The 16,106-nt window shown below is 74.1% G+C and carries 15 protein-coding genes; 7 read left to right on the forward strand and 8 right to left on the reverse strand.

Features of this window, described 5'->3' with window-relative positions; genetic code table 11:
• The first annotated feature begins 45 nt into the window (after positions 1–45).
• Positions 46–2,589, forward strand: coding sequence for an alpha-glucan family phosphorylase (gene glgP, locus FB388_RS01590; protein ID WP_142095868.1), 2,544 nt, complete (start codon positions 46–48; stop codon positions 2,587–2,589).
• 228 nt (positions 2,590–2,817) lie between these two features.
• Here the strand turns inward: glgP and FB388_RS01595 are convergent, their stop codons facing one another.
• Genes FB388_RS01595 through FB388_RS01605 form a run of 3 tightly spaced genes read right to left on the reverse strand, consistent with a single transcriptional unit; the run spans position 2,818 to position 7,381 of the window.
• The gene (locus FB388_RS01595) at positions 2,818–3,450 is read right to left on the reverse strand and encodes a TetR/AcrR family transcriptional regulator (RefSeq protein WP_142095870.1); all 633 of its coding nucleotides are present in this window, start codon (positions 3,448–3,450) and stop codon (positions 2,818–2,820) included.
• Positions 3,451–3,454: 4 nt separating this feature from the next.
• Positions 3,455–5,932, reverse strand: coding sequence for a PEP/pyruvate-binding domain-containing protein (locus FB388_RS01600; protein ID WP_142102458.1), 2,478 nt, complete (start codon positions 5,930–5,932; stop codon positions 3,455–3,457).
• Between the two features lie 15 nt (positions 5,933–5,947).
• Complete coding sequence (locus tag FB388_RS01605; RefSeq protein WP_142095872.1) at positions 5,948–7,381, reverse strand: MFS transporter; 1,434 nt, start codon at positions 7,379–7,381, stop codon at positions 5,948–5,950.
• Between the two features lie 108 nt (positions 7,382–7,489).
• Between FB388_RS01605 and FB388_RS01610 the strand changes: the two genes are divergently transcribed.
• Entirely contained in the window at positions 7,490–7,693 is a 204-nt protein-coding gene (locus tag FB388_RS01610; RefSeq protein ID WP_142095874.1) for an FmdB family zinc ribbon protein, read from the forward strand.
• A gap of 24 nt (positions 7,694–7,717) precedes the next feature.
• Here the strand turns inward: FB388_RS01610 and FB388_RS39170 are convergent, their stop codons facing one another.
• From FB388_RS39170 to glgX, 4 genes are read right to left on the reverse strand one after another with little or no spacing between them, the layout of a single operon-like run.
• The gene (locus FB388_RS39170) at positions 7,718–8,182 is read right to left on the reverse strand and encodes a universal stress protein (protein WP_170225428.1); all 465 of its coding nucleotides are present in this window, start codon (positions 8,180–8,182) and stop codon (positions 7,718–7,720) included.
• A gap of 50 nt (positions 8,183–8,232) precedes the next feature.
• Positions 8,233–8,610, reverse strand: a complete 378-nt coding sequence (gene crcB, locus FB388_RS01620; RefSeq protein ID WP_142095878.1) for a fluoride efflux transporter CrcB — start codon at positions 8,608–8,610, stop codon at positions 8,233–8,235.
• On the reverse strand, positions 8,607–9,053 hold the full coding sequence (locus tag FB388_RS01625; RefSeq protein WP_246121475.1) for a fluoride efflux transporter FluC: 447 nt from the start codon (positions 9,051–9,053) through the stop codon (positions 8,607–8,609). Before FB388_RS01625 ends, crcB begins: the two co-directional genes overlap by 4 nt.
• Positions 9,050–11,050, reverse strand: coding sequence for a glycogen debranching protein GlgX (glgX, locus tag FB388_RS01630; protein ID WP_142095880.1), 2,001 nt, complete (start codon positions 11,048–11,050; stop codon positions 9,050–9,052). Before glgX ends, FB388_RS01625 begins: the two co-directional genes overlap by 4 nt.
• A gap of 89 nt (positions 11,051–11,139) precedes the next feature.
• Between glgX and FB388_RS01635 the strand changes: the two genes are divergently transcribed.
• The 3 genes from FB388_RS01635 to FB388_RS01645 all read left to right on the forward strand — a co-directional run bounded on the left by FB388_RS01635 (position 11,140) and on the right by FB388_RS01645 (position 13,443).
• A complete protein-coding gene (locus FB388_RS01635) occupies positions 11,140–11,904 on the forward strand; it encodes an ABC transporter ATP-binding protein (protein WP_142095882.1) in 765 nt (254 codons plus the stop codon).
• Positions 11,905–11,986: 82 nt separating this feature from the next.
• Positions 11,987–12,667 carry an alpha/beta fold hydrolase gene (locus FB388_RS01640; RefSeq protein ID WP_142095885.1) on the forward strand — a complete coding sequence of 227 codons (681 nt, stop codon included), beginning with the start codon at positions 11,987–11,989 and terminating at the stop codon, positions 12,665–12,667.
• The gene (locus tag FB388_RS01645; protein ID WP_142095888.1) at positions 12,664–13,443 is read left to right on the forward strand and encodes an enoyl-CoA hydratase/isomerase family protein; all 780 of its coding nucleotides are present in this window, start codon (positions 12,664–12,666) and stop codon (positions 13,441–13,443) included. The genes FB388_RS01640 and FB388_RS01645 overlap by 4 nt, the downstream gene beginning before the upstream one ends.
• Before the next feature lie 23 nt (positions 13,444–13,466).
• Here FB388_RS01645 and FB388_RS01650 read toward each other — a convergent pair whose 3' ends face one another.
• A complete protein-coding gene (locus FB388_RS01650) occupies positions 13,467–13,862 on the reverse strand; it encodes a hypothetical protein (protein WP_142095891.1) in 396 nt (131 codons plus the stop codon).
• A 41-nt stretch (positions 13,863–13,903) separates the two neighbouring features.
• Here FB388_RS01650 and FB388_RS01655 point away from each other — a divergent pair, with 41 nt between their 5' ends.
• Both FB388_RS01655 and macS read left to right on the forward strand, forming a co-directional pair.
• Entirely contained in the window at positions 13,904–14,860 is a 957-nt protein-coding gene (locus tag FB388_RS01655) for a class I SAM-dependent methyltransferase (RefSeq protein ID WP_142095893.1), read from the forward strand.
• A 98-nt stretch (positions 14,861–14,958) separates the two neighbouring features.
• Positions 14,959–16,101 carry a MacS family sensor histidine kinase gene (macS, locus tag FB388_RS01660; protein WP_246121476.1) on the forward strand — a complete coding sequence of 381 codons (1,143 nt, stop codon included), beginning with the start codon at positions 14,959–14,961 and terminating at the stop codon, positions 16,099–16,101.
• Positions 16,102–16,106 lie beyond the last annotated feature (5 nt).

A 16,106-nucleotide genomic window follows, 5' to 3' on the forward strand; every position in this document is an offset into this window, starting at 1 on the left:
GAGTACTGGACCGATCCGGGGATCCATTCATCTATCGTCTGCCGGGTGAAGGCTCTTCGCAGGTTCACCGTCCGCGCCCAGCTGCCCTCCGCGCTGGCTCCGCTGCAGACCCTGGCCACCAACCTGCGGTGGACCTGGCACACCCCCACCCAGGACCTCTTCGCCACGCTCGACCCCGACGCGTGGGACCGCGCGGGGCACGACCCGGTGCGGCTGCTCGGGGAGATCTCCTCGACGCGCCTCGCCGAGCTGGCCAAGGACGCCGACACCGTCGTCACGGTGCGGGAGCTGGCCGACGACCTCGCGAGCTACCTGCAGGAGCCGCGGTGGTACCAGGTGGAGCGCGAGGACGACCCCTCGCTGCCGGCGGCCGTCGGCTACTTCTCGATGGAGTTCGGCGTGAGCGAGGTGCTGCCGAACTACTCCGGCGGCCTCGGCGTGCTCGCGGGCGACCACCTCAAGGCCGCATCCGACCTCGGGGTCCCGCTGGTCGGCGTCGGGCTCCTGTACCGCTCCGGGTACTTCCGCCAGTCGCTCTCGCTGGACGGCTGGCAGCTCGAGCACTACCCGGTGCTCGACCCGCAGGGCCTCCCGCTGCAGCTGCTCGTCGACGCCGACGGCGCGCCGGTGCTCGTCGAGGTCGGCATGCCGGCGAAGCGCACCCTCAAGGCGCGGGTATGGCAGGCCTCCGTCGGACGGGTGCCGCTGCTCCTGCTCGACTCCGACATCGAGGAGAACGAGCCGGACCTGCGCGGGGTCACCGACCGGCTGTACGGCGGCGACCAGGACCACCGCATCAAGCAGGAGATCCTCGTCGGCATCGGCGGGGTGCGGGCCGTGCGCGCGTTCTGCGCGGTCACCGGGCACCCGGAGCCCGAGGTGTTCCACACCAACGAGGGGCACGCCGGCTACCTCGGCCTCGAACGCATCCGCGAGCTGCACGAGCGCGACGGGCTCTCGTTCGACGAAGCGGTCGCGGCGGTGCGGGCGGGCACGGTCTTCACCACGCACACCCCGGTGCCCGCGGGCATCGACCGGTTCCCGATCGACCTGGTGCGGCACTACTTCTTCGACGAGCTGCTGCCCGGCGTCCCGATGGACCGCGTCCTCGCGCTCGGCGCGGAGGACAACCCCAACATGTTCAACATGGCCCACATGGGCCTGCGGCTGGCCCAGCGCGCCAATGGCGTGTCCCAGCTGCACGGCGCCGTGTCGCGGGGCATGTTCGGCCGGCTCTGGCAGGGCTTCGACGCCGACGAGGTGCCGATCGGCTCGGTCACCAACGGCGTCCACGGCGCCACCTGGGAGGCCCGGGAGGTCACCGCCCTGCTCGGGGACGCCGGTCCGGTCGCCAACGGCACCCCGCGCGAGCCGGTCTCCGACGAGATGCTGTGGGAGCTGCGCGGGGCGCTGCGAGCCCGGCTGGTGTCCGAGGTGCGCCGCCGGGTGCGCGAGGCGTGGCTGCAGCGCGGCGCGTCCACCCCCGAGCTGTCCTGGACCGACCACGTCTTCGACCCCGAGGTGCTCACCGTCGGGTTCGCCCGCCGCGTGCCCACCTACAAGCGGCTCACGCTGATGCTGCGCGACAAGGAGCGGCTGCGCGACCTGCTGCTCGACCCGCACCGTCCGGTGCAGCTCGTCGTGGCGGGCAAGAGCCACCCCGCCGACGACGGCGGCAAGGCGCTGATCCAGGAGATCGTGCGGTTCGCCGACGACCCCGCCGTGCGCCACCGCATCGTCTTCCTGCCCGACTACGACATGTCGATGGCCCGGTACCTGTACTGGGGCTGCGACGTGTGGCTCAACAACCCGCTGCGGCCGCTGGAGGCCTGCGGGACGTCCGGCATGAAGTCGGCGCTGAACGGCGGGCTCAACCTATCGATCCGCGACGGCTGGTGGGACGAGTTCTACGACGGCGCCAACGGCTGGGCGATCCCCACCGCAGACGGCATCGAGGACCCGGTGCGGCGCGACGACCTCGAGGCCAACGCGCTCTACGAGCTGCTCGCCACCCAGGTGGCTCCGGCGTTCTACGAGCGCGTCAACGGGGTGCCGCCGCGCTGGGTGGAGCTGGTGCGCCACACGCTCACCACGCTGCGCCCGCAGGTGCAGGCCACGCGGATGGTGCGCGAGTACGTCGAGGACTGGTACGCCCCCGCCGCCCGCGCCGCCGCCCGGATCTCCGGCGACGACTACGGGCCTGCGCGCGAGCTGGCGGCCTACCGGAACCGGCTCAACGCCGCGTGGCCGCGGGTGGAGATCGTCGGCGTCGACGCCTCCGGCCTGCCGGACACGCCGGAGGTCGGCGTGCCGATGACCGTGCGCGCGTCGGTGCAGCTCGCGGGGCTCGACCCGAAGGACGTCTCCGTGGAGGCGGTGATCGGGCGCGTCGGGGAGGACGACGACCTCGCCGACACCGTCACCGTCGGGATGGAGCACGTCGGCCCGGCCGACGGCGCGGGCGAGCGCTTCGAGTCCGTGGTCAAGCTCCCGCACGCCGGTCTCACCGGCTACACCGTGCGCGTGCTGCCGTGCCACCCGCTGCTGGCGTCGTCCGCGGAGCTCGCCAAGATCGTCCTGCCCCGCTGAGCTTCCCGCTGGTCGAGTCGGGACGGCGCCTCAGCGCCGTCCCGTGTCGAGACCACCACCCGTCTCCCACCAGGCCTTCGGTGCCACCCGTCGCCCAGGCCCACCCCCACCGGGCCTTCGGTGGCGCCGCGCGTCGTGCGGGGCCGCCAAGGCCTTAGCCCAGGAAGCCTCGACCGAGGAGGCCGCGCAACGTGGCGGTCTAATACGCGCCGGCCCTGGCGGCCGGCGCTACCCGACCTGCGGGGGGACCTGCAGGAGCGGGATCACCACCTCGTCGATGATCTCCTCGATCACCCGGCCGGGGATCGGGACGCCCCGGGTGATGAACTGGTGCCGTATCAGGGCGTGGCCGGCTTCGAGCCGGCGTTCGGTCACCGCCGCGGGATCCACCTCGCCCCGGGCGACCGCGCGCCGGACGATCTCGCGCACGGCCTCCTGGCTGGTGCCCCGCGCGTAGGACCGCACGCGCCGCGCCTGGTCGGGGTCGGCGAGCGCGTCGCTCAGGATCCCGCTGAGCGCCTGGCCGGCGGGCCCGGCGAGCTGGTCGGCGACCGCGGTCATCATGGCGATGAGGTCGCCGCGCAGGCTCCCCGTGTCCGGCGGTGAGCCGGAGTGCGGGAAGACGTGGTAGACGGCGTCCATCACCAGCTCGACCTTGCTGGGCCACCGCCGGTACAGCGACGCCTTGCTCGCGCCGGCGCGCTCGGCCACCCGCTCCACCGAGAGCCGCGCGTAGCCGACCTCGGTGAGCTCGGCCAGCACCGCGTCGAGGATCGCGGACTCGAGCGCGGCCCCGCGCCTGCGCGGTCGCTTCCGATGATCGACGTCCGCCTCCGCGAGGGGCCCGGCCGGGGAGCTCACGGCACTATTCTCCCGTGACCAGGCCGGTGTCGCCGTCGACCGTCACGACCTGGCCGTCCGTGAGCACGCTCGTGCCGGTCGCAGAGCCCATCACGGCCGGGATCCCGTACTCCCGGGCGACGATCGCGGCGTGCGACCCGGCGCCCCCGCTGTCCACGACCACGGCGGCCGCCCGCTGGAAGAGCGGCGTCCAGGACGGGTTCGTGTATGGGCAGACGAGCACGTCGCCGCTGCGGAGCCGGCCGAACCCGGCGGTCTCCCGGATCACCCGCACCGGCCCCGTGGCCCGCCCGCCGCTCGCCGGAGTGCCCGTGACCAGGGCGTCGCCCCTGGGTGCGCGGTCCGGGAAGAGGACCGACGACGCGATGAGCGGCACGCCCGCCAGCTCCGCGCGCCGGGCCGAGCGGGCGCGCGCCGTGGCCCGCACGCGCTCGGCGTCGGCCGGGGCGAGCGTGGCCGGGTCGGCGAGGCCCTCCAGCTCCTCGAGGCGCAGGTGCAGCACGTCGTCCGCCTCGCGCAGCACGTCTGCCGCGGCCAGCCGTCGGCCCATCTCCAGCACGGCCCGACGCAGCACCGGCAGCAAGCGGGTGCCGTGGAAGTGCGTGTCCTCGCGGAACGCGATGCCGGAGCGGGCACCGGCCAGCAGGCCCCTGACCCGCCGTTCGGAGCGAGTCAGCCGCACCAGCGGGTGGGTCAGAAGCTGCTGCTCGGCCCGCTCCGCGCGGTCGGCGGCCGGCGCCGGTGGGGCGTCCGCCACGAGGACCTTCACCATGCCGAGCACGATGGCCGGCGCGTCGCCCCACGTCGGCGCGGACATCAGCAGCGGGCTCGCGGTCTCGCGGTGGCCGTACTCGGCGCGGAAGGCCGCGAACGCCGCGCGGAAGTCGGCGAACGCCGGATCCTGCTCGATCCGCTCCGCGATGGCGTCCGGTTCGAGACCGAACACGGTGCGCAGCGCCCCGTCGGCGCGCACGCGCTCGGCGAGCCGCAGCAGCTCCCGGTTGGCGTCCTCGGTGCGGGTGCGCGTGCCGAGGGTCAGCCCGGAGACGCCGCTGCGGCGCAGCAGCACCTGCAGGAGGCGCAACCGCAGCAGGTCGACCCCCACGCGGGGCAGGTAGTCCACCCGCAGGTCGGTGACGAGGTCCGTGGTGTCGAACGTGCGCTGGGGCAGCCGGCGCAGCTCGTCCCAGCCGAGCGCGGGCACGTCGACGGCGGCGAGCTCGCGCACCTCCCGCTCGAAGCGGGTGTACCGCGGGTCGCGCGTCCAGCCGGCCGGGCGGTAGCGCCGGATCCGCGGCAGGTTGCGGGCGGGCGCGCCCAGCACCTCGAGGGTGGGTCGCGGTTGCGGCGGCACGAAGCGATCGACCACGCCGTCGGACTCCGGGAGCACATCGGCGAAGTCGATGTGCACTCCGGCGATCTCGCGGAGCATCCGCCGGACCATGCGCCCGATGCCGCGGTCGATCCAGCCGCTCGTGTCCATGGGATAGGGCCGGTACGGCAGGTACTCGACGATCTGCGGGCCGCTGATCCGCTGGATGCGCGACAGGTGCAGCGGAGGCGGCGGGAGAGCCGTCATCGGCCGCGCCTGCACCAGCCACACCCGTCCGTCGGCCCACGCCCACTCGATGTCCTGGGGCCGGCCGAAGTGGTCGGCCACCCTGCGGCCCAGCGCAGCCAGCTCGGCGAGCACCGTGTCGGGCAGCTCCTCGTGCCGCCCCTCCTCGCAGTGCTCGACCCCGCCGCCGTCGATTCCGCGCACGACCACCTCGCGCAGCCCGCGCCGCCGCTCGCGCACCTGCCCGTCCGCGCCGAGCACGTAGTGGTCGGGGGTGACCAGCCCCGACACCACGGCCTCGCCGAGCCCGCTGCTGGCGTCGACGACGACCTCGTCGCGGGCACCGCTCACGGGGTTGGCCGTGAACAGCACGCCCGCGAAGGCGGCCGGCACCATCCGCTGCACGACCACCGCGATCCGCACGGCGGCCGGGTCGACGTCGCGGCGTGCCCGGTAGGCGATGGCCCGCTCCGTCCACAGCGACCCCCAGCACCGCCGGACCGCGTCGAGCAGCGCCTCGGGGCCGACCACGTTGAGGTACGTGTCCTGCTGACCGGCGAACGCCGCCCCCGGCAGGTCCTCCGCGGTCGCGCTGGACCGCACGGCGACCGGCCCACCCCCGAGGAGCGGGTGGATGTCGAGGATCGCCTTGCGCAGGTCGTCCGGCATCTCGACGGCGGCGAAGGCGGCCCGCAGCGCGGCGCCCCCGTCGTCGGCCGCGGAGGCGAGGGCCGGCGCGAGGCCCGCCTGCTCGACGACCGCCGCGTACGCGTCGGTGGTGATGACGACACCGTCGGGCACCGGGAAACCGGCCCGGATCAGCTCCCCGAGGTTGGCTCCTTTGCCGCCCGCGGACGCGAGGTCGTCGCGTCCGACGGCGGTGAGCGGCAGCACGGTGGCCGGGCGGGTGGGGGCGTGGGTCATCATGCCCTCCTTCCTTCAGGACGAGCCGACGTGCGCGGTGTCGCGCAGCGGTTGGGCGGGCAGTGCGACGGCCAGCACGAATGCCAGCCCGAGCAGTGGAGCGACGAACCCGAACACCGGCGGGACGGCGGTGCCGAACGCGTCGCGGACGGCGACGGGAAGGTGGGTGAGCCGTTCCGGGTCGATGGTGGATGCGATGCGCACGTCGGTGCCCGGGGGGAGGGCGGCCGCGAACCTGGACGTGATCAGGCTGCCGATCGCGGCGACCCCGGTGCTCGCGCCGATCTGGCGCAGGAACGTGACCGCGGAGGTGGCGGCTCCCAGGTCGCGGTGCTCGGCCCCGTTCTGGGCTACGAGCACCATCACCTGCATGACCATCCCGATGCCCAGCCCGACCAGCAGCAGCGCGGCGAGCACGAACGGGAGCGGGGTGGCGCGCCCGACGGTGCCCAGCAGGGCGAGGCCGAGCGCGGCCGTGGCGGTGCCGGCGACGGGGAAGGCCTTGTACCGGCCGGTGCGCGTGATGATCCGGCCGGAGACGGTGGTGGTGAGGAGCACGCCCGCCATCAGCACGGTGACCACGAGCCCGCCCTGCGTGGCGGAGGCGCCCCGTGCCACCTGGAGGAACGCCGGCAGGTAGCTGATCGTGCCGAACAGGGCGAAGCCGACGAGCAGGCTGATGGCCGTCGGGATCGCGATGGAGCGCGTGCGGAACAGGCGTAGCGGCAGCACCGGGTCTGCGGCTCGGTGTGCGGTGGCGAGCCAACCGGCCGCGGCCAGCCCGGTCGCCACCGCGACCAGCGGGGTGAGGCTGCCGGGCCCGCTGCCGAGCAGGACAACGCCCGTCACGGCGAGGGAGAGCAGGACCGCGCCGAGCACGTCGAACGGCGGGCGCTCGCGCGGCGCGGGCAGGCGCAGCGTGCGGGCGACGACGACCAGCGCCACCAGGCCGAGCGGCGGGTAGAGCGCGAAGATCCAGCGCCACGTGAGGTGGTCGACCGCGAGCCCGCCCAGCAGCGGCCCGCCCACGGCCGCGACGACGTAGACCCCACCGAGCAGACCGAGGTAGCGCCCGCGCTCCCGCGGGCTCACCACCTCGCCCAACACGGCCTGGGCGCCGATCATCAGCCCGCCACCGCCCGCGCCCTGCACGACCCGCCATGCGATCAGCGCGGGCATCGAGGTGGCCGTGGCGCAGAGGACGGCGCCGAGCACGAAGACGGCGATCGCGACCAGCAGCACCGGCCCCCGCCCGTACCGGTCCCCGAGCTTGCCGTGCAGCGGCATCACCACGGTGGCGGCCGCGAGGTAGGCCGTGATCACGGCGGGCATCAGGTCGAACCGACCGAGGTCGGCGGCCACGGCGGGCAGGGCCGCTGCCATCACGGTCTGGTCGAGGGCGCCGAGCAGCATCACGAGCATGAGCCCCGGCAGCACGCGACGCGCCATCCCCACCCCCTAGAGAACGCTTCGTTCTCTAGAAACAGTAGGGTTCAGCGGTGAGAAACGCAACGTTCACTTCGATTCCACCGCGATGTCGGGACGTAAGCTCTGCGGGTGCCTCGCTATGACTTCCGTTGCCGTGAGTGCGGTTCGACGTTCGAGGTGAGCCGCCCGATGGCCGACGCATCGGAGCCCGCCCGCTGCCCGGACGGGCACGACGACACGGTGAAGCTGCTCAGCACGGTCGCCGTGGGCGGGCGGGGGTCCGCACCCGCGCCGGCAGGGGGTTGTTGCGGCGGCGGGTGCTGCGGGGGCTGAGCGGCGAACGCGCCCGAGCCCGGCTCAGTCGTGCGTGGGCACCACCAGCACGGGCCTGCGCTGGCGCTGGATGACCCCGTGCGAGATCGACGGGTCCATCACCCGCCCCAGCGCGCGACGCAGCCCCTCGCCGCGCGACCCGACGACGATCAGCAGGGCGTCGCGCTCGTCGGCTGCGGTGCAGAGCACCTTCGTCGGTTCGCCGTGCCGGGCCTCGTAGGTCCACGGCACCGGTGCCCCGGCCAGCAGGCGCTCGACGTGCCGCTGCTCGGCGGCCACCGCCTCGGCGCCTCGTTGCTCCCAGTCGGGGGCGTCGATGTTGAGCGGGTAGTCGTTGAGGTCGACGACGTGCACGACGTGCAGCCGGCCGCCCAGCCGGCGCGCCAGGTCGACCGCGGTCAGCAGGGCGTGGTCGCTGGAGGGGTCCTGGCCGTGGCCGACGACGAGCGTGGGCCCGTCGGTGCGGCCGGCATCGAAGGCGCTGCTCACGGCGTCCTCCCGGTGGTTCCAGGTGGACCGCCAGTGTGGCGGACCGCCGGTCAGGTGACCATGGTGGAAGTGGCCCACCAGCCGACCGCGGCCACCAGCAGCCCGACGACGACGCTGCCCACGAGGTAGGCGGAGCCGGTGGCGCGCCCCCGGTCCTCCAGCAGCGTGAACGTCTCGTAGCTGAACGTGCTGTAGGTCGTCAGCGCACCGCAGAAGCCGATGCCCACGACGGCCGACACGGCCTCGGGCAGCACGCCCGCGGCGCCGGCGAGCGCGCCGAGGACGAACGAGCCGATCATGTTGACGGTGAAGGTGCCCCACGGGAACCGGCTGCCGTGCCGGCTCTGGACGGCGCGGTCCACCAGGTACCGCATCGGCGCCCCGACCGCCGCGCCGAGGCCCACCCAGAGCGCGGTCGTGGCGTTCACCGGGCGGCCTCCGGGCGGCGCGGCGAGCGGCCGGTGACGAGCCGCGTGGTGACGACCCCGAGCCCGCAGCCGAGCACGGCCAGCACCGGCGTCGCGACGACGTAACCGACTGCGGCGCCCGATCGGCCCGCGCTCATCAGCGACAGGACTTCCACGGTGGCCGTCGAGAACGTGGTGTAGCCGCCCAGCACGCCGACACCGAGGAACGGGCGGAGCAGCCGGTGCCCGTACGCCAGCTCGGTGATGACGACCATGAGCGCGCCGATCAGCACGCAGCCCGAGACGTTGACCAGCAGCGTCGACCACGGCCACTCGTCGCCGCTGTGGGGGAGCAGCACGCCGAGCGCGTAGCGGGCCTCCGCCCCGAGCACGCCGCCCGCCGCGATCACGGCGAGCACGTCGGTGTCCGCGCCGGGCGTACGCCGGCGCACGGGTCCGGTCACGGGGTGCGGAGCAGCAGCAGCGAGCGCGGCGGGAGCGTGATCGTGGCCCCGCCGAGGAGCGGGCGCGAGGTGGCCGGGACGCCGTCGGATCGGGTGCTGTCCAGCTCCGGTGTGAAGGGGCCGCCAGGGGGCAGGGTGGCCGCCACCGCCTCCGTGCCCGCGTGCAGGAGCAGCAGCCACTCGCCGCGCAGGAGCCCGATCGTGTGCAGGCCCGCGTCGTGCCAGTCGGGCCCGGTGAGCCGGCGCCCGGACGGGTGCCACCAGAGCACCTCGCCGTCGCGGTAGAACCGGTCGCGGTGCAGTGCCGGGGAGCTGTGCCGGATCCGCGCCACCCGGGCGGTGAACGCCGCGAGGGCCTCGTCCCGCCGCGTCCAGTCCACCCAGGACGTCTCGTCGTCCAGGCAGTACGCGTTGTTGTTGCCCCGCTGGGTGCGCCACAGCTCGTCGCCGCCCAGCAGCATCGGCGTGCCCGTGGACAGCAGCAGCGTGCCGAGCATCGCCCGTGCCGTGGCGAGCCTGCGGGCGGCGCGCACCGGGGAGGCGGTCTCGCCCTCCTCGCCGAAGTTCTGCGAGCGGTTGTCGTCGGTGCCGTCGCGGTTGTCCTCGCCGTTGGCCTCGTTGTGCTTGCGCTCGTAGGAGAGCAGGTCGCGCAGCGTGAACCCGTCGTGCGCGGTGACGAAGTTGATCGACGCCCACGGCCGCCGCCCCGAGATCCGGTACAGGTCGGAGCTGCCGGCGAGCCGGGACGCGACCTCACCCATGCTGCCGTGGCCACGCCAGAAGTCGCGCACGGCGTCGCGGTAGCGCCCGTTCCACTCCGACCACGCCACGCCGAACCCGCCGACCCGATAGCCCTCGCCCGTGGCGTCCCACGGCTCGGCGATGAGCTTCACGGTGGACAGGACGGGGTCGACCGCGATCGCCGTGAGCAGCGGCCCGTGCGGGTCGAAGGGGCCGGAGCGGGGCCTGCCGAGCACGCTGGCCAGGTCGATGCGGAAGCCGTCGACGCCCATCACCGTGACCCAGTGCCGCATCGCGTCGCACACCAGCCGGATGACCGTGGGCGAGCCGGCGTCCAGGGTGTTGCCGGTGCCGGTGATGTCGGCGTCGTGGCCGTCGGTGCGCAGCGAGTAGTAGGCGGGGGCATCCAGCCCGCGGTAGGACAGCGTGGTGCCGCCGACCCCGCCCTCCGCCGTGTGGTTCGGCACGATGTCGAGGATCACCTCGATGCCCGCGGCGTGCAGCGCCGCGACCATCGTCCGGAACTCCTCGATCTCGGCGCCCGGCCGGCTCGCGTACCGCGCGTTGGGCGCGAGGAAGCCCAGCGTGGCGTAGCCCCAGTAGTTCGGGCGACCGCGCTCGAGGAGCGGCGGCTCGTCCGCGCTCGCCGCGACCGGCAGCAGCTCGACGGCGGTGACGCCGAGCCGGCACAGGTGCTCGATCACGGCCGGGTGGGCGAGTCCGAGGTACGTGCCGCGGTGCTCGGGCGGCACCTCCGGGTGCAGCTTGGTGTAGCCGCGCACGTGCAGCTCGGCGATCACCGTCTCCGACCACGGGACGTCGGGACGAGGACCAGGAGCCGACCCGTCCGGTGCCGTGACCACCGACAGCGGCACGTGCCCCAGCGAGTCGACGGTGCTCGGCAGGCCGGTCATCGGGTCGTCCACCCAGCCCCGCGCGGCGCGCAGGTCGGTGACCGTGCCGGTGATCCGGCGCGCGTACGGGTCGACCAGGATCTTCGCGGAGTTCGCCCGCACCCCCTCCCACGGCCGGTACGGACCGTGGACGCGATAGCCGTAGCGCTGGCCGGGCCTCACCCCTTCGACGTACCCGTGCCACACGCCGAACGTGCGCTCCGTGAGCGCCACCCGCTTCTCGGACAGGGAGTCGTCCAAACCGTCGACGAGGCACACCTCGACGGCATCGGCGCTGGTGGAGGCGACAGCGAAGCGCACACCACCGTCGTCGGCATGGGCACCCAGCGGGAAGACCGGCACGATCGGCGAGGATATGCCCCGTGGCTGCGCCCGGATCAAGCTTTGAGTCCCTGCCCGCTGCGGGTGATCTTGCGGACACCGTCGTCCGGATGTCGGGGGTCACCGTCCGCCGCGGGGCCAACACCCTGTTGCGTGACATCGACTGGACGGTCGAGCTCGACGAACGCTGGGTGGTCCTCGGCCCGAACGGCGCCGGCAAGACCACCCTGCTGCGCCTCGCCGCAGCCGAGCTGCACCCCACGGCCGGCACGGTGCACGTGCTCGGTGAGCAGCTCGGGCGCGTCAACGTGTTCGAGCTGCGCACGCGCATCGGGCTCACGTCCTCCGCGTTGGGACTGCGCGTGCCGAACGACGAGCGGGTGCGCGACGTCGTCGTGAGCGCCGGTTGGGGAGTGCTCGGCCGCTGGCGCGAGCGCTACGACGCCTCCGACACCGATCGCGCCGACGACCTGCTCGCCGCCATGGGCATGCGCGGGTTCGCCGACCGCGAGTACGGCACCCTGTCGGAGGGGGAGCGCAAGCGCACCCTGATCGCCCGCGCCCTCATGACCGACCCGGAGCTGATCCTCTTCGACGAGCCCGCCGCCGGTCTCGACCTGGGCGGGCGCGAGGACCTCGTCGCTCGCCTCGCCGGGCTCGCCGCCGACCCGGACGCCCCCGCTTCGGTGCTGGTCACCCACCACGTCGAGGAGATCCCGGTCGGCTACAGCCACGCGCTGCTGCTGCGCGAGGGGGCGGTGGTGGCCGCAGGCCTCATGGACGACGTCCTGACCGACGAGAACCTGAGCACGACCTTCAACCTGCCCCTCGCGGTGCAGAAGCGGAGGGGCCGCTACACCGCCTGGCTCCGCTGACGGTCAGGGTGGGCGTGCTCTACTTCACCACCCGCTTCCCGGGCGGGAGCACGGCCGACGATTTCGAGCGGAGGGGGCGGTGATGAGCACATTCGTGCTGGTCCCCGGCGCGGGCGGGCAGGCGTGGTACTGGCACCGGCTCGTCCCCGAGCTGCGGGCCAGGGGCCACGAGGCGATCGCGGTGGATCTCCCGGCCGCCGACGACGACGCCGGGCTCGCGGAGTACGCCGAGGCTGTGGTCGCGGCGATCGGGGACCGCCGCGGCGGCCTCGTCCTGGTCGGCCAGTCGCTCGGTGGGTTCACCGTGCCGCTCGTGGCCGAGCGGGTGCCGGTGGAGCGGATCGTGCTGCTAAACGCGATGGTCCCGAAGCCGGGCGAGTCCGCGGGCGACTGGTGGGAGGTGACCGGTCAGGTCGCGGCGCGCGCCGCGTACGCCGAGCGCGAGGGCCGGACCGCTGACACGTTCGACCCGCTCGTCGACTTCTTCCACGACGTCCCGCCGGACATCGCCCGGGAGGCGATCGCGGGTGCCGCGGACCAGTCCGGCACCCCGTTCGAGAAGCCGTGGCCGCTGGCGTCATGGCCGGACGTGCCGACGCGGTTCCTCCAGGGGCGCGAGGACCGGTTCTTCCCGCTGGAGTTCCAGCGCCGGGTGGTGGCGCGGCGGCTGCCCGGCGTCGAGGTCGAGGAGCTGCCGGGCGGGCACCTGCTCGCGCTCAGCAGGCCGGTCGAGTTGGCGGAGGCATTACTGTCGCGGGCGTGACCGAATTCGTGAGGCTCGACGTCGAGGGCGGCATCGGCACCATCCGGCTGGACCGGCCGCCGATGAACGCCTTCAACCGGCAGGTGCAGGAGGAGCTGAAGGCCGCCGCGGAGGAGGCCACCCGCCGCGCCGACGTGCGCGCCGTGATCGTCTACGGGGGCGAGAAGGTGTTCGCCGCCGGGGCCGACATCAAGGAGATGGCCGGTCTGTCCTACGCAGACATGGCCCCGGTCGCGCGGCGGCTCTCGGCCTGTTTCGGGGCGCTCTCCGAGGTTCCGAAGCCCACGGTCGCGGCCATCACCGGCTATGCACTCGGCGGCGGCATGGAGGTGGCTCTCGGCTGCGACCGGCGTGTCTGCGGCGACAACGCCAAGCTCGGGCAACCGGAGATCCTGCTCGGCATCATCCCGGGCGGCGGCGGCACGCAGCGGATGGCGCGGCTCATCGGCCCGTCCCGCACCAAGGACCTGATCTACACCGGGCGGATGGTCGAGGCGAAGGAGGCGCTCGAGATCGGGTTGGTGGACGAGGTCGTCCCCGCCGACGAGGTCTACGCGGCGGCCCGGCGGTGGGCCGAGCAGTTCGTGAACGGGCCGGCCATCGCGCTCGCCGCGGCGAAGAAGGCGATCGACGGCGGGCTCGACACCGACCTGCGCACCGGCCTCGACCTGGAGGCCGAGCTCTTCGCCGCGCTGTTCGCCACCGACGACCGGCGGATCGGCATGGAGTCGTTCGTGGCCAAGGGGCCGGGGAAGGCCGAGTTCACCGGCCGGTGACCGCGCCGGTCCTGCCTACGAGCTCACCACGGGAACGTGACCGTCGGCCAGACCGCGGCGATGCGGACCACGCCCCACCCGAGCAGCAGCAGGCATGCGACGCCCGCCCCGGCGAGCAGCGCCCGCGTCAGTGGCCGCGCCGGTGCCCAGAGGATGATCGCGATCCCGACCGGGACCACGAGCGCGGCGATGGCGAGCAGCAGCACGAGCAGGGTGATGAGGCCACCGCCCGCGGCCCCGCTGCCCGCGACGAGGGCGGCGGAGAGCGCGATCGTGACCGCGATGACCACAGCGTGGCCCGCGGTCGGCGTCACCGGCTGGTGGCTCCCGCTCCATGCCCCGTGCGGAACGGCCGTACCCGGGGCGGCGGGACCCGGGGCGGCGGGACCCGGCGTGCGTGGTCGGTGCGACTCGTTCATCGCCACTGATCCTAGTCACGCTGGGGATAGGGTCCCTGCCCATGAGCGCGCCAGACCCGGCACCGAACCCGCACGCCACCCCCGAGCAGGTGGCCGCGGCCCGGCACGACCGGAAGCTGGCCAACGTGCTCTACCACGACTGGGAGGCCGGCACCTACGACGAGAAGTGGTCGATCTCCTACGACGAGCGCTGCATCACCTACGCCGCCGACCGCTTCCGCCACGCAGCGGGCGATTCGGGCTGGCCGTACGAGCGGGCGCTCGAGCTGGGGTCCGGCACCGGCTTCTTCCTGCTCAACCTCATGCAGGCGGGTGTGGCGGCGCGCGGATCCGTGACCGACCTCTCGCCGGGCATGGTGCAGGCCGCCCTGCGCAACGCAGAGCACCTGGGCCTGGACGTCGACGGCCGGGTCGCCGACGCCGAGCGCATCCCGTACGACGACGAGACGTTCGACCTCGTCGTCGGGCACGCGGTGCTGCACCACATCCCGGACGTCGAGCTGGCGCTGCGCGAGGTGCTGCGCGTCCTCAAGCCGGGCGGGCGATTCGTGTTCGCCGGGGAACCGACGCGGGTCGGCGACTGGTACGCCCGCAGGCTCGGCGCGCTGACGTGGAAGGCGGTCACGACCGTCACCCGGCTGCCCCCGCTGCAGGGCTGGCGGCGACCGCAGGAGGAGCTCGACGAGTCGTCGCGGGCGGCGGCGCTGGAGGCGGTGGTGGACATCCACGTGTTCGACCCGGCCGCGCTGGAGGCCACCGCGCGCCGGGCGGGCGCCCGGGACGCGCGGGTCGTCACCGAGGAGCTCACCGCGGCGATGCTCGGCTGGCCGGTGCGCACGTTCGAGGCCGCGGTGCCCCCCGGGAAGCTCGGGTGGGGCTGGGCGATGTTCGCCTACCGGTCCTGGCTGGGGCTGTCCTGGCTCGACGCGAACGTGCTGTCGCGGGTGGTGCCGAGGGCGTGGTACTACAACGCGCTGGTGACCGGGACGAAAGCCTGAGTTCGAACGCGGTCACGGCTGCGGCCGGGCCGCGGATGCGTCGGCCACTCCGTAGTCCTGCTGATGGCCGGGCCGGGCGCTCGCGGCATGCTGGCGCCGTGATCCTCCCCGGTGCCTACGTCGAGCACCCGCTCGAGCCCCTGTGGCGCGGGATGCTCGTCTACCGGGTCCTGACGCTGGTCAGCGCCGTGGCAGGCGTGCTGCTGACCCTGCCCGAGTACGCCTCGCCCGCCGGGGCGGTCGCGGTGCTCGTCGTGATGACCGCGTGGACGGCCGCCTCCGGCTACGCCTACCTGCGTCGGCCGACGGGGTCGTCGGATCGGCGCGGGTGGGTCGCCGCCGCCGACATCGCCGTGACGTGCGCGGTCATGGCCACGACGCCGCTGGTGCAGACCCCGGCGCAGCTCGCGGCCGACGCGCCGGTGATGGGCTCGATCTGGACGTCCGGCGCGGTGCTGGCCTGTGCGGTCGCCTTCGGGATCCCCGGCGGGTTGATCGGCGCTGCGGTCATGTCCGCTTCGCTCGTGGGCTTCCAGGCCCGGCTGGAGGCCGAGCTGCACGACATCGAGCTGCTCGCGCTCGCCGGGCTGACCATCGGGTTCGCCTCCATCGTGCTGCGCCGCTCCGCCGAGCGCGTGCGCCGCGCCGTCGCCTCCGAGGCCGCGATGGCCGAGCGGGAGCGGCTGGCCCGCGCCGTGCACGACGGGGTGCTGCAGGTGCTCGGGTACGTGCGGCGTCGCGGCGCGGAGCTCGGTGGCCCGGCAGGCGAGCTCGGCGCGCTGGCGGGGGAGCAGGAGGTCGCGTTGCGCACGCTGCTCACCACCGGGTCGGCGCCCGTCGACGAGCGGGGCAGGCGTGACCTCGCGGCCGCGCTGCGCGTGCTCGCGTCCTCCCGCGTCACCGTGTCGGCGCCCGCGCACACCGTCGAGCTGCCGGCCCACACCGTGGACGAGCTGGTGGCCGTGGTGAGCGCCGCACTGGCGAACGTCGCGCTGCACGTCGGCCCGGACGCGCCCGCCTGGGTGCTGCTCGAGGACGTCGGGTCCGAGGTGGAGATCAGCGTCAGGGACGAGGGGCCGGGCATCCCCGAAGGCAGGTTGGCCGCCGCCGAGGCGCAGGGGCGGCTCGGGGTGGCCCGGTCGATGCGCGGCCGGGTGCGGGACCTGGGTGGCACGATCACGTGCGACACCGGGCCCGGCGGCACCGAGTGGATCGTCGAGCTGCGGAAGGACCTGGCGTGACCGAC

This window comes from Pseudonocardia cypriaca (assembly GCF_006717045.1).
GTDB lineage: Bacteria > Actinomycetota > Actinomycetes > Mycobacteriales > Pseudonocardiaceae > Pseudonocardia > Pseudonocardia cypriaca.